The organism is Flavobacterium sp. T12S277 (assembly GCF_048514875.1).
Classification (GTDB): Bacteria; Bacteroidota; Bacteroidia; order Flavobacteriales; family Flavobacteriaceae; genus Flavobacterium.
Genome location: NZ_JBLYEG010000019.1, coordinates 38,363 through 55,638, shown reverse-complemented (window position 1 = coordinate 55,638; position 17,276 = coordinate 38,363). Strand labels below are relative to the sequence as shown.

Sequence of the window (17,276 nt, the reverse complement as noted above, 5' to 3'; positions counted from 1 at the left end):
ATTAATAGATTAGTGGTTAGTAATTTATTGTGTGGTATTCTTAGCAGCTAACCCGCAAAACTTCCGACGGTTAGAATCGGAGGTTTTGCGGGCTTGTAATGAAGTTGTTGGGTTTGGAATTATCTTAAAAAAATACTGTCAGTGGTTTTTTTTGCAAACAGTTAATAGTTTGGGCTAATATTTTTTTTGTAATTTCTAAACAAAAGAACTTCCTGTTTTATTTCTTTTACGCAAACAGCTTATTGCATGAACGGTTCCTTTCAGATTTCAATTTTTTTAAGAGCTGCGTATCTTTTTAAAGCTTCGAGATAATAGTAATCGGCATAATCAAGTGGGGTGTCAATTTCTGAATTGTATAAAAAAGCACCCACGCTGTGTTTCAGTAAAAAATAATTGTTTTCTCCGGGTTTCGCGAGGTAGGCATCAGAGGATAAGGATTTCAGAATCTCTTCGGCATATTGGGCGTATTTTCTTCCATCCTTAACCTGAGTACTCAAATCAAGCAGGGCTGAAGCGATTACGGCTGCTGCCGAAGCGTCCCTGGGAGCAAGTTCAGCAGTGTCCATTGCGTTGTGTACATCAAAATCCCAAACCGGTATTTTGTCTTTTGGCATACGCGGATGGTTCATAAGAAAAGCGGCAATGCTTTCGGCCTGTTGTAAAAACTTCGGGTTTTTGGTATTGGCATAACACATGGTGTATCCGTACAATCCCCAAGCCTGACCTCGTGCCCAGGCCGAATCGTCGGTAACACCCTGATGTGTTCCTTTGCGCAATACTTTACCCGTTTTTGGATCATAATCAACCAAATGATACGAACTGAAATCTTTTCTAAAATGATTTTTTATGGTGGTCAAAGCGTGCGTATTGGCTGCGGTGGCATATTCCGGTTTATCAAACGAATTGGCACTCCAATACAAATATTCAAGGTTCATCATATTGTCGATAATCACCGGATAATGCAGCCAGGTAAAATCCCAGGAACGAATGGCACCTACGGTTGGACTAAAGCGGGCATAAAGATTTGCTGCTCCGTCAGCCAGTACCGGAAGATAAGTCTTGTCCCCGGTAATTCGGTAAGCATTTCCATAAGAACAGTACAGCATGAAACCTACATCATGCGTGTTTTTTATATTTCGAATCGAATCTAAAGCAAGCGTAAACTTTTTGGCCTCTTCTGCCAAAATCTTATCCCCGGTGAGTTCGTAGCCATACCACAGACTTCCCGGAAAAAAACCGGTAGTCCAGTCTGTTAAACCGGCTAATCTCACCGTTCCGTCAGGATTTACAGAGCGCGGATTTTTCCCCGGTTTGTAAGTCTGTGCTGCTTTGTTTAACTGGAAACGGATAGTTTCGGTTGTTTTTTTTAACCAAACTAATGATGGGTCTTCGGGTTTGAGATTGGCAAATGAGTTTATGGTAATAGCAAAGACTGCTACTAATAAGCTTAGGTTTTTTTTCATGTGTACTCTTTTAGATTTATGATCTGTTCGTTCTAATGCTTTGATGAAGCGAAGTTAGATTTGAGATTCAAAATCGTCTTTCAGTTTTTATCATAAAACTTTTAAATTTGTTTAAACAGTCTGTTTTTACAGCATTAAAAAGAGTTTTTGGAAGAATCCGGTTCTTTCAATAGCTGATTTCCCGGGAGTGGTGGATGTGGTCTTTAAATTTTGCTAAGCCCGTGAAGCATAACTTTAAAATCTAAAATTAAGATAGATCTTACAAAAATATATTTTTTTAGATAATGCCATGTGGTTTATTTTAAGTGAAACGACTTTTCTGCGAAGTTGCAAGCTATGTTTCTATGTGTTAAAACAAGAATGTGTTTAAAATTTTCTAACCACATAGAAACATAGATTTTATACTCAATGTTAGAGTGATTTAAGAAAATTATAATTTTTTCACCTAGCCTTTTGTGGCTTATTTTAAGTGACACGCCTTTTCCGCGAAGTGTAATCTATGTTTCTATGTGTTAAAACAAAAGTGCGTTTAGAATCTTCTAGTTACATAGAAATTTTATGTATTAAAAATAATCCCACCCAACAGGCTACTTATTGATTAATTACATAATTTTGAAAATAGCTAACCAACACGATCAATTCCTTTGAGCAAAAATGCGATTCCAACTTTGTCTGTTTTAAATATACTTGGCGAACAAACGTTTGGTATTACCCTGTTTCGACACAGTGTTAAAGGACGCAATGAGTTTGAACAGCCTCATAAACACGATTTCTATCTTGTTTTTATGGTAGAGAATGGTTCCGGATTTCATAGTGTTGATTTTAAACAAACCAAAGTAGCCGATTATCAGATTCATTTTGTAGGGGCCGGACAGGTGCACAATTGGTCACTTGATGTAAATACGAATGGTTTTCAGCTGATGATTTCTCCTGCGATCATGACCGTTTTTTCTAATTTATCGCAGCTGCCATTTTTCGGACAGAGTTCGCCCTTCTGCCTTTCTCTAAACAAAAGCAGTTTTCAGAAAATTAAAAGCCAGCTGGAAGAAATCGAATCAGATTTACTTCAAGATGATTTGTTGACCAAAGAAATAGTGCTGCTGAGATTGCATCTGCTGTTTAAAGTATTGCAAAAGGATTACGTTCTGCAATTTCCGGATCATGATGTTGCGGCCAAATCAGAAAAAATTATAAAAAAGTTCAAGACACTGATTGAAGATCATTTTACAACCCAATTCTCGGTAAACTTTTATGCCGGGGAGTTGAATGTGACTTCTAATTATCTAAATATTCTTTCCCAAAAATTCCTGAACAAATCGGCTGGCGATGTTATTAAAGAAAGAACCATTCTTGAAGCCAAACGATTGTTAATCAGTACTGATTTGTCGGTAAAAGAAATTGCCTATCAGTTGGGTTTTAATGATAATGGCTATTTTGCCAAAGTTTTCAAAAAATACATAGGGAAAACACCAACCGATTTTAAGGAAAATTATAATCTGTACCATTCTTATCATTAATCTTCCTGTTTTAGTTTTAAAAAATTAGGTGAATTTTGCAGTTCACCATTATTTTTTGAGGGCTGGTTTCTCAGGAATATTTCACACTATTAACCAATGAGCGACAACACAATAAATCGAAAACAATTTTTAAGAATGGGAGCTGCAGCAACTGGAGCTGCATTGTTTTCCGGAATAGGCGGTACCGCAATGGCACATTCTATAGAAGAACCGGAACATATAACAGCCGCTGCGAAAGAATATATTTTAACCAATGTAAGACTGGAAGACGGTTTTGAGTACAATGAAAAAAAAGAAGTAATTGCGACCAAAACCAGTTTGTACAATGTGCATATAGCGGATGGAAAAATTAAAAATATTACCACCGCCAAACCTGATGGGAAACTAAAAAAAGTAGATGCTAAAGGTCTTTTGATGCTTCCGGGATTGCGTGACATGCACATCCATATTGATAAAACATTTTACGGTGGAAAATGGAATGCCGCACCAAGAAAGGGATTCACGGTAAAAGACATGATTACGCTGGAGCAAAAAATAATTCCGGAACTGCTTGTTGATTCTCAATACAAAGCAGAGCAGGCCATTCAGTTGATGAAAAGTCAGGGGAGCTATTTTGCCCGTTGTCAGTGTAATATTGATCCTGTGAGCGGATTAAAAAGTCTCGAGCATTTATTGGCAGCTTTGGAGAATAATAAAGACAGTTTTGGATGGGAGATTGTGGCTTTTCCACAGCATGGAATTTTATATTCGCAATCCGAACCCTTACTGAGAGAAGCCGCAAAAATGGGCGTAGATTTTATTGGCGGACTTGATCCTACAACTGTTGATGGAAATATGGAGAAATCACTTGACAGCATGTTCCAGATCGCGATAGACCATAATAAAGGCATTGACATACATTTGCACGAATCGCCTCCTTCAGGAAAAGCGGCTATCGAATATATCATCAAAAGAACCGAAGAGAACAAACAACTACAAGGAAAAACCTATATCAGTCATGGTTTTGCGCTGGCCAGAATGGATCCGAAAGATTTAGAAGGAATAGCCGAAAAAATGGGAGCACTTGGTATAGGCGTAATTTCGACAGTGCCAATCGGAAAAACCATCATGCCTATTCCGACTTTAAAGAAGTACGGTGTAAAACTGATGACGGGTACCGACAGTATTGTAGACCACTGGATGCCTTTTGGAACCTGTGACATGCTGGAAAAAGCAAAATTATGCGCACAGCTTTATGGCTGGACCGATGAGTACAATTTGAGCCGTGCTTTGCATATTGCCACTACAAATGAGGTGTTGCCACTTAACGATGCAGGCGTACGTGTATGGCCGGCAGCCGGTGATGACGCTCATTTTATTTTGGTAAAAGCAAGCTGTTCGGCCGAAGCAGTAGCCCGTTTACCCAAAAGAGAAGGTGTGTTTTTCAACGGTAAAATCATAGCGGGACAGATTGCGGGTCTTTAAAAAGCTTTTAATCAAGTTGCCCATTGGCAGAAAATTTAGTAAAAGTACCCGAATAAGAAATTGTCAGAGGCATTTCTAATTTAAGTTATACCTATAAAAAAAACAATCAGTATGAAGTACGTACTGATTGTTTTTTGTTTAAAATCGATTTTGATCTTATGATTAGTAATACGGCATCATAAGAATATAGTGTAATGTTTTTGTATAGTATTTACCATTTGATGTACATACTGCCCCAGGAAAATCCTGCTCCAAAAGCTGTAATAACAATGTTATCTCCTTTTTTAAAATCTTTTTTGAAATCCCAAAGACATAGCGGAATAGTTGCTGCCGTAGTGTTACCGTATTTTTGAATGTTTACTTTAAACTTTTCAATAGGAATACCAACTTCTTCACTTACTGCCTGAATGATTCTTAAGTTTGCCTGATGTGGAATAACCCAGTCTATCATATCCGGAGTCAATGAAGCTTTTTCCATTAGCTCTTTAGAAGTACCACTCATGTTTCTCACCGCATGTTTAAAAACGGTTCTTCCTTCCTGATGTACAAAGTGTTGTTTGTTTTGAATGGTTTCTTCTGTTGTTGATAAAAGAGAACCTCCGGCACGTACAGAAAGGAATTCAGCACCTGTTCCGTCTGTTCTGAAAATGTTCTGCTGTATACCGTGTCCTTCCGTATTAGGCTGCAATAGTACCGCACCTGCACCATCACCAAATAAAATACAGCTGTTTCGGTCTTCATAGTTCACGATCGAACTCATTTTATCGGCTCCAACCACAATAACATTTTTGTATCTGCCGCTTTCAATAAAACTCGCGCCTACCGAAAGAGCGTACAAAAAGCCACTGCAGGCCGCGTTAAGGTCAAATCCCCAGGCATTTTTCAGGCCTGCTTTTTCGCATACCAAACTGGCAGCGGGAGTAAGAATATGGTCGGGTGTTGAAGTTGCCAGTATAAGGCAATCTACATCCAGAGGATTTATATCATAGTTTTCTACTAAGTCTTTAATGGCGAAAGAAGCCATATCTGAGGTTGCCAGTGCCGGGTCGTCCAGTATGCGTCTTTCTTTTATGCCTGTTCTTGATGTGATCCACTCATCTGTTGTATCTATTCTTTTTTCTAAATCAGTATTGCTTAAAACCGTTTCCGGTACATATCCTCCAATAGCAATAATGGAAGCTTTTGTTGTATTCATTGATTTTTTTGTTTCTCTTTTAGCGTTTTTTTTATTTTGACTTTCGGCCCAAAACCTTTCTCCAGTCCATTTTACAAGAGTTTTTCGAAGAATATGTAGTATGAGGGGCATCTTCAATTACAGGGGCGCAATTTAACAATTATAAAGATGCAAAAATCTCGGAATTTGTTAATTTACTTTTAATATTTCTGTTTCACTTCATTATTAATAAAATCAAATCCTATTTCGAATAATTTTGTCTCAGTTCTTCAATGTTTATGATAAAACAACCAAACTGAACTTCCAGTTTGTCGCAAAATTGTTTTTTTTGTTACGATTGAATTTTGAATAATATCAAAGAGTGTAATTTTTCTAATACTTATCATACAAAACCTGAAACACTTTTCTTTAGTTAATTATTGAGAGATAGTCACATTTATTGTCAAAACTGTAATATCATTAAATAATTCTTGTTTTTATAAAGATAACTCTATCTTTACGCCCAGATTTTGGTCTGTTTTTTCTTTAAGAGAAAACAGTTAAAAGGGAATCAGGTGTAAATCCTGAACAGACCCGCTACTGTAAGTTCTGTACAAGTCTTTAAACGTTACTCATGCCATTGTCTCGCTTTGCGGGATGAGAAGGCTGTTTAAAGATAGAACAAGTCAGGAGACCTGCCATAATCACATAGTTTAAGACTTTCGTGGAATAAAGTTGAACAACAATAAACAGGCCCGTTATTTTGTAACGGAACTCTATCTTATTGCGTTTTTGATTATTACATCCCGGAGTTTATTTAATTAAATCAGTGATGTGTAATACCAGAAAAATACTTTTATTCCTTATTCTATTATTTGCTCCTATTGTACTTCATGCTCAAACTACTAAAGACAGTTTGCGCGTTTTGAAAGAAGTATTGCTAAAGGCAAAACCCTATCAGGAAGTAATTCCCGTACAAAGTCTCTCGGGAACACTGCTCGAAAATTTAGCCAGTCATAATGTTGCCGATGCACTTCGCTATTTTGCTGGAGTACAAATCAAGGACTACGGTGGTTTGGGCGGACTCAAAACGGTCGATGTCCGCAATATGGGAACCCATCATGTAGGTGTTTTTTACGATGGGATTCAGTTGGGAAATGCGCAAAACGGAGTGACAGATCTCGGAAAATATTCGTTGGATGATATGGAATCGCTTACGATGTACAATGGTCAGAAAAGCGAAATATTCCAGTCGGCCAAAGACTTTGCAGCGGCTTCTACGATTTACCTGCGAACCAAACGTCCTGTTTTTGAGCGTAATAAAAAGACCAGCTTATTACTGCGCTATAAAACCATGTCGATCAACTATAATGATTTTTCTTTTAGATGGGAACAAAAACTAAGCGATAAAGTAAGTCTGAGTGCAAGTTCGGAGTACATAAAATCTAATGGCGCATACAAATTCAGATACAAAAGAAACAATCTCGACGGCACTGTGGCTTATGATACCTCAGCCACCAGACACAACAGTGATATAGAAGCATTCCGTTTTGAGTCAGGTCTTTACGGTAAAATTAAAAATGGTTCCTGGGATGCGAAAGTCTACTATTACGATTCTGAAAGAGGAGCTCCGGGAGCTATTGTAGAAAATAAGTTTTCGGATGGTTTCCGACAATACGACAAGAATTTTTTTACGCAGGGTACTTTTATAAAAGATTTTAGCGAAAAATATAAATTTCAGGCCAAGGCAAAATACGCCTATGATTACACCCATTACATAGCCAGAGATACCACTAATGTGCTCGGAGAAGTGGTTACCGAAGGAGCCCAATCTGACGACAGTTATTATCAGCAGGAATATTATTTCTCCGCAGTCAACCTGTACAAAATTTTATCCACCTGGGATGTTTCACTATCGACGGATTTTCAATACAACCGTTTAAATGCCAACAGAAGAGGTATCAAAACGCTGTTTTCTTATCCGGAGCGTTACACTGCTTTGTTTGCGTTGGCAAGTTCGTACCGACTGGACGGCTTTAAGGTTTTGGGCAGTGTGGTAGGTACGCACGTGCAGGAAGAAGTACGCTACAATGCAAAAGCTCCCGACAAAACAGAGTTTACGCCGGCATTATTTTTAGGTTACAGCCCCTTTAAAGCCTACGATTTTAATTTGAGAGCTTTTGCAAAACGTATGTTTCGAATGCCCACTTTTAATGATTTGTATTATACGATGGTTGGTTCCAGTACCTTGAGACCCGAATACATGAATCAGTATGATGCTGGATTTACCTACAACATACCGTTTGAAAGCGGTTTATTAGACCAGTTTTCTCTTCAGGTTGATGGTTATTACACCAATACCAAAGATAAAATTATCGCAGCCCCAACCGGAAATTTATTCCGCTGGATGATGACCAATATCGGGGAAGTGAAAGGGAAAGGAATAGAATCGGTTGTTCATATGAAAATGCACATCAACAAAGTAAATCTGAGCGCCCATTTGAGTTATACCTATTCAGAGAGTAGAGATTATACCAAGTTTGCCGGTTTGGAATTGTCGTCTTATGGAGATCAGATTCCTTATACTCCGTGGCACAGTGGATCCGGAATTTTAAATGCGGATTATAAGTCATGGAATTTTAACTACAGTTTTATTTACGTTGGAAAACGATACAATGGAAATGTAAACAACATCAGGATTAATGAAGTACAGCCCTGGTATACACACGATTTAGCCGTGCAGAAAAAGTTTTCATTTCAGGGCTATGAAGTAAAAGGGGCAATTGAATTAAACAATGCCCTCAACCAGCAGTACGAAGTCATTTACAACTATCCGATGCCGGGCCGTACACTAAAATTTATAATCAGCATTGCGTTATGAAAAAGAGAACTACCCAATTCCTGCTTACTTTATTTGTAGCCCTTCTTTTGGTTTCCTGCAGGGAAGAAGAAACTGTTTTTCCGTCTTCAGATAAAAGCGTAGCCGCGCCCAGAGGAGATGGCAATATAGAAGGATTTTATCTTTTAAACGAAGGCAATATGGGAATGAACCGTGCCAGTATTGATGTATTCAATTACAGAACCGGAAATTATACCACCGATATTTACTCAGAACGCAACCCAACAGTCGTAAAAGAGCTGGGTGACGTAGGGAATGATATTAAAATTTACGGAAACAAAGTGTATGCGGTAATCAACTGTTCCAATAAAGTGGAGGTGATTGACAAATGGACAGCCAAAAGAATTAAAAAAATAGACATTCCGAATTGTCGGTATGTCACTTTTTACAAAAACAAAGCCTATGTAAGTTCCTATTCAGGCCCCGTTGCCATTGATCCGAATGCCGAAATTGGATTTGTAGCCGAAATCGATACCACATCCTTAGAAATAAAACGGAAAGTAACAGTGGGCTATCAGCCGGAGCAAATGGTAGTGCATAACGGAAAATTGTATGTGGCAAATTCAGGAGGTTATCGAGTACCTAATTACGACCGGACCGTGTCGGTTATCGATCTTGAAACTTTTACCGAAATAAAAAAAATAGATGTGGGAATCAATCTCCATAGCATGCAGGTAGACAGTAGAGGAGATATTTATGTGAGTTCGCGAGGCGATTATTACAACACACCTTCCAATCTTTTTGTGATCGATACGAAAACAGACGAGAAGAAAATGCAGCTTAATATTCCGGTTTCGGCAACCTGTCTCGTCGATGATTTGCTTTATTTCTATAGTGTTTCGTGGAGTTATCTCACCAATAGCAATAAAGTTTCTTACGGAATATTAGATACAAAGACCAAAAAAGTCATTAACGATAAAATTATAACGGATGGTACCGACAAGCAGATCATGATTCCTTATGGTTTACAGGTGAATCCCGAAACAAAAGAAATATATGTTACCGATGCCCAAAACTATGTCGTAACAGGTTATATCTACTGTTTTACTCCCGAAGGAAAATTAAAATGGAAAACAACTGCCGGAAATATTCCTGCTCATATTGCTTTTATAACTAAAAAGTGAGAGGTGGGATGTGAAATGTGACACATTGCGCACCAGAAATTTAGTTTGCTGTACCTCAGCAATCCTACACGATTAAAAATTAAAAAAAATGAAAAGAACCCCTTTTGCACTTTTAAAATGCACACTAGTGTTAACCCTCTTACTGGGATTTATCTCCTGTGGAACGGATCGGGAAGAGGATTTGGGAAATGAAAACCCGGGAGAAACACTAAAAGAATCCTATACGATTGACCGCTTTAAAGTACTGAACATTGATCTGAAAATGTCTGCTAATTCAAAATTAACCTGGAGTATTAAAGATTCTGTTATTTCTGAAAGCCTTCAACTGGATTTTATTAGTCCGTATTTAAAGAGCTATCCCTTGACCTTAAAAGTGGAGACCAATGGAGTTGTAAAAACCTATCAGTCTTCGATCAATGTAACAAAAGAGACTGGAACTTATAACAAGTACATTTCTAATGTGTTTGATTTTCGTCCCGGAGTAGGGCAGTTTACTAATGAACTTCCGCTGTATGCATCCGGAAATACCGAAAGCAATCTGATTAATGCCGCTAAGAAATCGCTTGTAGGTTCAAACGCGTCAATGATTTCTTTAGGAGGGTTTGGAGGTTATGTTGTATTTGGTTTCGACCATACGATTCCAAACATGAATGGCCGCGATTTCAAAGTTCTCGGAAATGCTTTTTGGGCTAACGATGCTGCTGAAGGACGTTCAGGATCTTGCGAACCCGGAATTATTCAGGTGGCTTACGATAAAAATAAAAACGGAAAACCCGATGAAGACGAATGGTACGAAATAGCCGGAAGTGAATACTTTAAAAACACAACCCTGAAGAATTACAGTATCACCTATTTCAAGCCGGATCCGAACAAACAGCCTGTTGCAGGTCAGGATTTTTGGCAAACAGATGTACAGTACATTAAATGGGAGGACAATCAGGGAGGTTCAGGATACAAAACCAAAAATGGATTTCACGAACAAAGTTATTATCCACTATGGATTGCGGAGGCTTCCTATACGCTCAAAGGAACCAAAATTAAAGACAATTATTTCGATCAAAGCGGTACCGGAAGTTATTGGGTAGGCAAAGGCTTTGATTTTGGCTATGCTGATAATGCACCAAATGGAGACGAAGGCTCTAATATCGATATTTCCTGGGCGGTAGACAAAAGCGGAAAATATGTGAAACTTCCGGGAATCGACTTTGTTAAAATACACACCGCAATCAATCAGGAAGCAGGCTGGCTGGGAGAAGTTTCTACAGATGTAGCCGGGGCTTATGACTTATACCTTAAATAATAGAATTTAAATTAAATATAATATGAAGAAAAATTACTTGTTGTTGATGTTACTTTTTGCATTTTTTATGCGTGGACAGGTAATACCGGGAGACAGATTCTCTCGTGATAGTAAACAGAATGCGGCAGCAAAAAATTGGGCTGGTAAAAGTGTGGGGGTTGCGACAACTTTTGACGATATTCAGTATTGGGTAGGTACCGGTTCTAATAAAGCAGCATTTGTAGTGCAGTGGAATGATGGTAAAAATACCGATGCCTTAATTTGGGGATTCAGATGGGACGGTACTGCAACAGGTGAAGACATGTTGAAAGCCATACTAAAAACAGACCGTCGTTTTTTCGCACTGTTGTATAAGGGAACGCAAACAGGGGCAACCGTAGGAGGACTGGGCTTTGATTTGGACGGAGTAAAAACGATCGGACTTTATAAAGGCATAGACTATACGTATCCTCTTTATCCTGCAAACGGCTTTGTGAATACAACGGCTTACGATTTTGATACCTATAAAGCGATAGATACGAATGATCACTGGCAGTCCGGATGGACGAATGGTGAATGGTCTTATTGGGGAAAAAATCCTGCTGATACTAATTTCGGTTCTATTAGCACAGGAGCTTCAGCACGTGTTTTAGAAAATGGTTCCTGGGATGTCTGGAATTATGCACCGTCGAAGAATGTATTGCCTATTGCGGGAACCTTTACCCCCGTTGCACCTTATGTAGAGGCGACTGATTTTACCAACGGTTATTTTATGGTAAACGAAGACTGGTTTGGGCACACTAATGGTTCCTTGAATTTTGTCAATAAGAACGGTAGCGTTAATTACCGAATTTATAGTACTGCAAACAACAATGAAACTTTTGGTGTTACGACTTGTTATGGAACAGTTTATGGCGATAAATTTTATTTTATTTCAAAACAGGCAGCAAGCGGAAGTGACCAGAATTTCAGCCCCGGCGGCAGGTTAGTTGTTGCCAATGCACAAAACATGAAGAAAATTGCCGGATTCGCCAATATCGGAGGAGGAGACGGACGTTCTTTTGTAGGAGTGAACGAAAATACAGGGTATATTGGTACCTCAAAAGGAATTTTTCTTTTTGATATTGCCAACCTAAAAGTGGGAACTGTAATAACCGGAACAGCTAGTGTGGGACAAATAGGCAACATGATTCGTACTTCTCAGTACGTATTTGCAGTTTCGCAAAATGGAGGAGTTTTGGTAATTGACCCTGCTAATAATACTTTGGTTAAGACAATTACAGGGAAATTCCACTCAGTAGCTCAGGCCAAAGATGGAAGTGTATGGGGAATTCAGGATCAGAAACTAATCAATATCAATGCGACAGCTTTTACGCTAACAGAATATGCAATTCCTACTACTAAATATTTAGGATCATGGGGAGCCTGGAATGCAGGAAGTTTTACCTACAGTACTCAACAGAATGCTTTGTATTGGATGAATTCTGTTAATTCGTTTACTTCAGGAACAAAAATTGTCAAATTTGATGTTGCTTCAAAAAGCTTTAATGAGAATTTTGCAACCATTCCGGGACAAACGGATGCTTTTAAGCAAATTCCTTATGGTGCGGCCTTACGTATCGATCCGGTTTCGGATGAATTGATTGTCAATACTACAGAAAACGGATTTGGACCGCATTTTCAGAAAAACTGGGTGCATACTTTTGATGCTACAGGAAACTTAATCCAGACAAAAGTTTTAGACGACTACTATTGGTTTCCCGGAACGACAGTTTTTCCGGATAATACAGCACCTGTAGTGAGTACTACTTTGCCTTCAGAGGTTTCAATCAAAGAGCCAACCGTAATCGATTTAAAAAATATAGTTTCTGATACCGATAACTTATCGGCGGCGATCGTAAAATCTGTAAAGTCAGTTAGTGATACAGAGATCGTTTCGGCCGTAATAAATGTGAATGACGAACTGGTTCTGACACCAAAAGCTTTGGGGAATGCAACCGTTGTGATTCGTTTTAATTCAAATGGTAAATGGGTTGAAAAATCAATTATAGTCAATACAACAAGCAATTTAGGTACCGGTGAATTTACGAAATTAGAACTGGCAATTTATCCTAATCCGGTTTCTGACGTATTGAATGTTAGAACGGAAGACGAAGTGTTAAAAGTAACAGTCTATGATATTTCGGGTAAATCAATTAACACTCAGATCAATAACAACCAGATTAATGTTAGCGATTTTGCTAATGGAATGTACATTATCAATATAGTGACTGATAAAGCAAATTATGTGCAGAAGTTTATTAAGAAGTAAGGTGTGATATGTAATATGTAAAATGAATAGATATAGCCCCTCTTACGGTTTGTAAGAGGGGTTTTTAATTTATAATTGTTGTTTTTATAAAAAGAACATAGTATCCTGAATCTATTCTTCAACATGATATTTGGGGTCAATGGTGATTAAGATTCTTTTAAAAAGCTGTATCAAACGATTTCTTATCGATTTTAAAATCAGGGTCATTGCGTCGAAATTCTCGACTTCTTTTTTTGTTTTTATAGCAATTATATTGCTGATGATTGAAATTCCATCACTCACGATCAGTAAATCCATTACGATAGTGATAAACCATTTAAAGTTGTAATTGAGTCCTTTGCTCATTAACGCCAAAGCTGTTGGTATCAGCAATACGGCCAGCTTGGATACAAATCCCAGCGCTAATTTTTTAAAGCTAAAGGGATTGTTTAGCACTATGGTTTTGACAACGCCCAAAAAGGTGTCCAATACCATTAGATAAAAGAGTACTTTAACAATTTCTGCATCCATTTCCAAGTAGACAAAAATTCCATAAAGTACTAATTTTAGTTCATTTGAATATTCCGAAATTTTATGCATCATCGCTTTTTTGGTTTTGTGTTAATCTTCTACTATAGATTTTTTGGCATGATCAAAATCAATTACGCCAAGCAGGTTTGTAAATCTTTTTCCGAAAATTGATAATGTATTGTCTCTTTCATTTTCACCTAAATTATCGCTAATGGTTTCCTGGACAATACCAAATTTATGGACGGAAGCGGGGGTAATAAAATTATCATTTAGTAAGGCCCCGGCGACCATATTTCCGCTTATATCAATACTTAAACTGAGTTTTCTTAAATAATTTAGAAAGCCTTTCCATTTGATGGCGGCATAGATAAAAGAAATGGGGTAAACGCCAAAAGAGCAGATTAAGGCAAATGTAAAGAGGATCCATTCGGTGTAATGTTTTTTTGAGATAAGGCGTATCGGAATTAGCAAGGCCGCTATTTGTGCCATGATCAGGATGGTTATAAAAAGCCACAGCAATGCTGAAGCTGTAAAAATAAATTTTACAATTTTCATAGCGTTTTTTAGGTTAAGAGGTTTGGGATAAGTACTCTTTTGAAGAAATTCCCCAAAAGAGTACTGGATTTTATTATCTTGGGTCGGCAGGTTTACTGTTATGAACAACTATTCCTGAAATAACATAATTGTCTACCTCCTCAACATCTAAAAGCGCTACTTCTAGTGGCTCTTCTTTGAATAAGATCGATTCGACAGGTTTAGTTTTTCCGAGTTTATCAACCAAAGACATGTTTTGTAGTACGTTTTTAGTACTTACCCATTTAAGGTTTTCACCATCTTCCGTAATTAGTATTGGATGTTCCCCTGTAGCTTTAATGACAACATCGGCCGCTTTAATTTCGTAGTAATCCGGCTGAATACTGGTTCTTTTATTGACTACAGTTACTTCTGCTTTGACAGCTTCATTTAATTTTCCATTCCATAAAAAATAATCACCTTCAGATTCGTCAATCTCATTTGGGAAAGAGAATCCTTGAAGCTTGTCGCCAACTACAATATTTTTTAGTTTTTTAGATTGGCCTGATGCCATTGTAACCAATGATTCTACATCAAAACAGGAAATAACTCTAGGTTCTGTGGTTGCCGATTCTTCAATAGTGAAATCTGATACATTACCAGAGCTATTAACTGCTCGTACTTTATAAAAATAAGTTGTGTCATAAGAGCCTGTATCAAGATAAGAGAGGTTAGAACTTGTCGCAATTAATGCCGAAGTTCCGCCCGCCGTTCGTCTCCATACCTCATAATAAGAAGCTCCACTAGAACGAGGTGGAAGATCCCATTCAATTGTTATTTTGTTCTCTCCCGATGAGTAACAGGTAATATAAGAAGGTTTTTCGATCAATAGTGCTGTTGACTCATTTATCGTAAGACTCGGATTGGATACATTTCCTGCAGCATCTTGTGCAAAGACTTTAAAACTATATAATGTTCCCGGGGATAATCCGATTACATTATAGGAAAGTAAATTGCCGTTTACCGGGACTGCTGTACCGTTGTTTACAGAGACGAGATACTTGTCAATAGCGACATTATCCGTTGCCGCAGTCCAGCTTAAGGTTAAACTTGTAGAAGCAATGTCGGATACCTTTAAATTGGTCGGGCTTGTGGGTTTTGTTGTGTCGCCTGAAAGTCCTACGTATTGAATGAAATGAACAATTTTGTAGGGATTCATTAAACTAAACTCCTGATCTCCCCCAAAAGGTTTTATTAATTCGCCATCTAAAAAATCTCCACCGTCATAATCCCCAATTGTTACTCCTTTATTACTTCCCCAAGAGCCTCCTTTCCTAAAAGCTCGACCATTTACCGGACTTATTTTTGGAAGTTCATCAATTGTCAGTTTCTTATTTTTTTCTCCTCCGGAATGTCCTAATTGTGAAAATTCAGAATCATTAGGATTAAGACCAAAAGGCATTCTTCCTCTAAGGCCTACATACTCTATCCAACCTTCAGGAAATGGCGCCGGTTTGCCCCAAATAGCAATCATTCCTTCAGGGATGGCCGATTTTTGTTTCTTCTCTAATTCTATAACACGGTTAACCAAATCTGTGACACTGTTAAGTAAAGGGTTGATTAAGGAATTTCCTTTAATAACCTGATTTGAACTGTCCAGTACTAATATAGAACCATCAGAGTTTGCTGAATTTGTATTGTTTAAATAGAGCTTTCCATCTACAGTCAAATTTCCTGTCATAGACTTTGAACCGTCACGAGGAAGATAGTTTTGTTTTATTTCCCCAATTGCAGTGGCGTTTTCACCTATTGCCTTGGTATTGGCTTTAACGCTATTATCCAGTCCGGCAAGAATTGCTTCAAGGGTTGCAAGATCCATAACCTTTCTGAAATTTTTCAGTTCATAATAATAAACTGTTGAGGATTCAGTATTATTGGTACCACTTTTATCCGCAGTATCGTATTCGGTTTGACCGATGTATTGTGCTTCATAATCAAAATAAGCCGTTTGAGATGTTCCATCGCCATATACCAAATTGGTACCGTTTCGCGTAGTTTTTAGGTAACCTGCATCAGTCCCTGGGTTAATAGGGTATAAGATTCCGCGCCTTTCTACTTTGCCTTGAGAATCTTTTTCGTTCTGATGTATAATTGCCAGGCCTTTTGTGCCATTTTTAGGGGAGGCTAAAATATAATTAAAAGCGATATCGAGGCTAAGATGCGCCTTTAAGGCTTCGTATAATTCAGATTTATCAGCTGCTTGAAGTCTTTCTAAAGTTTCCTGTTCGAGAGGAAAACCTCCTGAATGATTAAAATTTACTTTTTTCATTTTTTATTAATTTAAAGGACTGTTGTTTTTTAAGTTGTTTGTGTTGCTATTGTTTACTTTTCCGGCCCGTAAGCGTAACTTTCATAGCTCTTTCCGGCTAATTTGTAAAAGTTAAGCAGATTGTGATACTTGCTATCCGTCACATTAATAGCTGCTGTGTTTGATGCTGTTTCGCCTTTCTTTGGCTGGCTAAGAATAGTCTGATTCTTGATTAGATTTTCAGGAATAAAGACTCTGAAATTGGCATAGTTAATTTTGGTGTAATCCTTACGATGAGCGAGATAAACCGGTTTATTGTCTTTGTTATTGTATTCGTCATGTTTAAAAACTTCTAGTAACGGAATCCTTAAGGCCCCTTTTAGTATGGTGAGATCCGGTAAAACCTTGTCTGGTTCGAAATACTCTTTATGCAGGTATACATATTGTATCGTAGGTTTTACCGATTCATCTATGTAAATTAATTGGTCTAATCGTTTTTGTTCTGTACTTGCATTAGGATTGTAACTTTTGGTCGGATTAAAGGTTTCGTTCAATACTTTTTCCAGATAAATGACTTGGCCGGTATGCTGCATTTTATACAATGTTTCTTCATATATAATACGAAGTGGAGCGAGTAAAACATTGAGCCAGTTAAAATGTGTTTTTTTTCTGAGGATAGGAGGGATGAGCCATAATAATAACTTTTCCCATTTTAGAATTGTGTATTTATTCATT

12 protein-coding genes and 1 riboswitch are annotated in these 17,276 nt (G+C 37.8%); of the genes, 6 read left to right on the top strand and 6 right to left on the bottom strand.

Annotated features, from left to right (window positions below; genetic code table 11):
• Positions 1-260 precede the first annotated feature (260 nt).
• A complete protein-coding gene (locus ACN1CN_RS20740) occupies positions 261-1,463 on the bottom strand; it encodes a glycoside hydrolase family 88 protein (RefSeq protein ID WP_419137319.1) in 1,203 nt (400 codons plus the stop codon).
• 644 nt (positions 1,464-2,107) lie between these two features.
• On the opposite strand from ACN1CN_RS20740, the gene ACN1CN_RS20735 reads away from it, so the two are divergent.
• Both ACN1CN_RS20735 and ACN1CN_RS20730 read left to right on the top strand, forming a co-directional pair.
• Positions 2,108-2,980 (top strand): helix-turn-helix domain-containing protein, encoded by an 873-nt coding sequence (locus ACN1CN_RS20735; RefSeq protein WP_264524838.1) that lies wholly within the window; start codon positions 2,108-2,110, stop codon positions 2,978-2,980.
• 96 nt (positions 2,981-3,076) lie between these two features.
• Positions 3,077-4,444 (top strand): amidohydrolase, encoded by a 1,368-nt coding sequence (locus ACN1CN_RS20730; RefSeq protein ID WP_419137317.1) that lies wholly within the window; start codon positions 3,077-3,079, stop codon positions 4,442-4,444.
• A 211-nt stretch (positions 4,445-4,655) separates the two neighbouring features.
• On the opposite strand, the gene ACN1CN_RS20725 is transcribed toward ACN1CN_RS20730, so the two are convergent.
• Positions 4,656-5,639, bottom strand: a complete 984-nt coding sequence (locus tag ACN1CN_RS20725) for a beta-ketoacyl-ACP synthase III (RefSeq protein WP_264524836.1) — start codon at positions 5,637-5,639, stop codon at positions 4,656-4,658.
• Between the two features lie 472 nt (positions 5,640-6,111).
• Positions 6,112-6,315, top strand: a riboswitch (cobalamin riboswitch).
• A 114-nt stretch (positions 6,316-6,429) separates the two neighbouring features.
• Between ACN1CN_RS20725 and ACN1CN_RS20720 the strand changes: the two genes are divergently transcribed.
• The 4 genes from ACN1CN_RS20720 to ACN1CN_RS20705 all read left to right on the top strand — a co-directional run bounded on the left by ACN1CN_RS20720 (position 6,430) and on the right by ACN1CN_RS20705 (position 13,210).
• Positions 6,430-8,478 carry a TonB-dependent receptor gene (locus tag ACN1CN_RS20720; RefSeq protein WP_419137315.1) on the top strand — a complete coding sequence of 683 codons (2,049 nt, stop codon included), beginning with the start codon at positions 6,430-6,432 and terminating at the stop codon, positions 8,476-8,478.
• Entirely contained in the window at positions 8,475-9,620 is a 1,146-nt protein-coding gene (locus ACN1CN_RS20715) for a YncE family protein (RefSeq protein WP_291287034.1), read from the top strand. Before ACN1CN_RS20720 ends, ACN1CN_RS20715 begins: the two co-directional genes overlap by 4 nt.
• An 88-nt stretch (positions 9,621-9,708) precedes the next feature.
• Positions 9,709-10,920, top strand: coding sequence for a cell surface protein (locus ACN1CN_RS20710; protein ID WP_419137313.1), 1,212 nt, complete (start codon positions 9,709-9,711; stop codon positions 10,918-10,920).
• 22 nt (positions 10,921-10,942) lie between these two features.
• Complete coding sequence (locus tag ACN1CN_RS20705) at positions 10,943-13,210, top strand: DUF5074 domain-containing protein (RefSeq protein WP_419137312.1); 2,268 nt, start codon at positions 10,943-10,945, stop codon at positions 13,208-13,210.
• Between the two features lie 111 nt (positions 13,211-13,321).
• Here ACN1CN_RS20705 and ACN1CN_RS20700 read toward each other — a convergent pair whose 3' ends face one another.
• From ACN1CN_RS20700 to ACN1CN_RS20685, 4 genes are all read right to left on the bottom strand, one after another.
• Positions 13,322-13,792 (bottom strand): phage holin family protein, encoded by a 471-nt coding sequence (locus ACN1CN_RS20700; RefSeq protein WP_419137310.1) that lies wholly within the window; start codon positions 13,790-13,792, stop codon positions 13,322-13,324.
• Positions 13,793-13,810: 18 nt separating this feature from the next.
• Positions 13,811-14,275 carry a hypothetical protein gene (locus ACN1CN_RS20695; protein WP_291287030.1) on the bottom strand — a complete coding sequence of 155 codons (465 nt, stop codon included), beginning with the start codon at positions 14,273-14,275 and terminating at the stop codon, positions 13,811-13,813.
• 73 nt (positions 14,276-14,348) lie between these two features.
• Positions 14,349-16,562, bottom strand: a complete 2,214-nt coding sequence (locus tag ACN1CN_RS20690; RefSeq protein ID WP_419137308.1) for a fibronectin type III domain-containing protein — start codon at positions 16,560-16,562, stop codon at positions 14,349-14,351.
• A gap of 53 nt (positions 16,563-16,615) precedes the next feature.
• Positions 16,616-17,275, bottom strand: a complete 660-nt coding sequence (locus ACN1CN_RS20685) for a hypothetical protein (protein ID WP_419137306.1) — start codon at positions 17,273-17,275, stop codon at positions 16,616-16,618.
• Position 17,276 lies beyond the last annotated feature (1 nt).

Coding starts and splice junctions, on each gene's coding strand:
- ACN1CN_RS20740 (WP_419137319.1), bottom strand. CDS start 1,463: ATGAAAAAAAACCTAAGCTTATTAGTAGCAGTCTTTGCTATTACCATA.
- ACN1CN_RS20730 (WP_419137317.1), top strand. CDS start 3,077: ATGAGCGACAACACAATAAATCGAAAACAATTTTTAAGAATGGGAGCT.
- ACN1CN_RS20725 (WP_264524836.1), bottom strand. CDS start 5,639: ATGAATACAACAAAAGCTTCCATTATTGCTATTGGAGGATATGTACCG.
- ACN1CN_RS20720 (WP_419137315.1), top strand. CDS start 6,430: ATGTGTAATACCAGAAAAATACTTTTATTCCTTATTCTATTATTTGCT.
- ACN1CN_RS20715 (WP_291287034.1), top strand. CDS start 8,475: ATGAAAAAGAGAACTACCCAATTCCTGCTTACTTTATTTGTAGCCCTT.
- ACN1CN_RS20710 (WP_419137313.1), top strand. CDS start 9,709: ATGAAAAGAACCCCTTTTGCACTTTTAAAATGCACACTAGTGTTAACC.
- ACN1CN_RS20705 (WP_419137312.1), top strand. CDS start 10,943: ATGAAGAAAAATTACTTGTTGTTGATGTTACTTTTTGCATTTTTTATG.
- ACN1CN_RS20700 (WP_419137310.1), bottom strand. CDS start 13,792: ATGATGCATAAAATTTCGGAATATTCAAATGAACTAAAATTAGTACTT.
- ACN1CN_RS20695 (WP_291287030.1), bottom strand. CDS start 14,275: ATGAAAATTGTAAAATTTATTTTTACAGCTTCAGCATTGCTGTGGCTT.
- ACN1CN_RS20690 (WP_419137308.1), bottom strand. CDS start 16,562: ATGAAAAAAGTAAATTTTAATCATTCAGGAGGTTTTCCTCTCGAACAG.
- ACN1CN_RS20685 (WP_419137306.1), bottom strand. CDS start 17,275: ATGAATAAATACACAATTCTAAAATGGGAAAAGTTATTATTATGGCTC.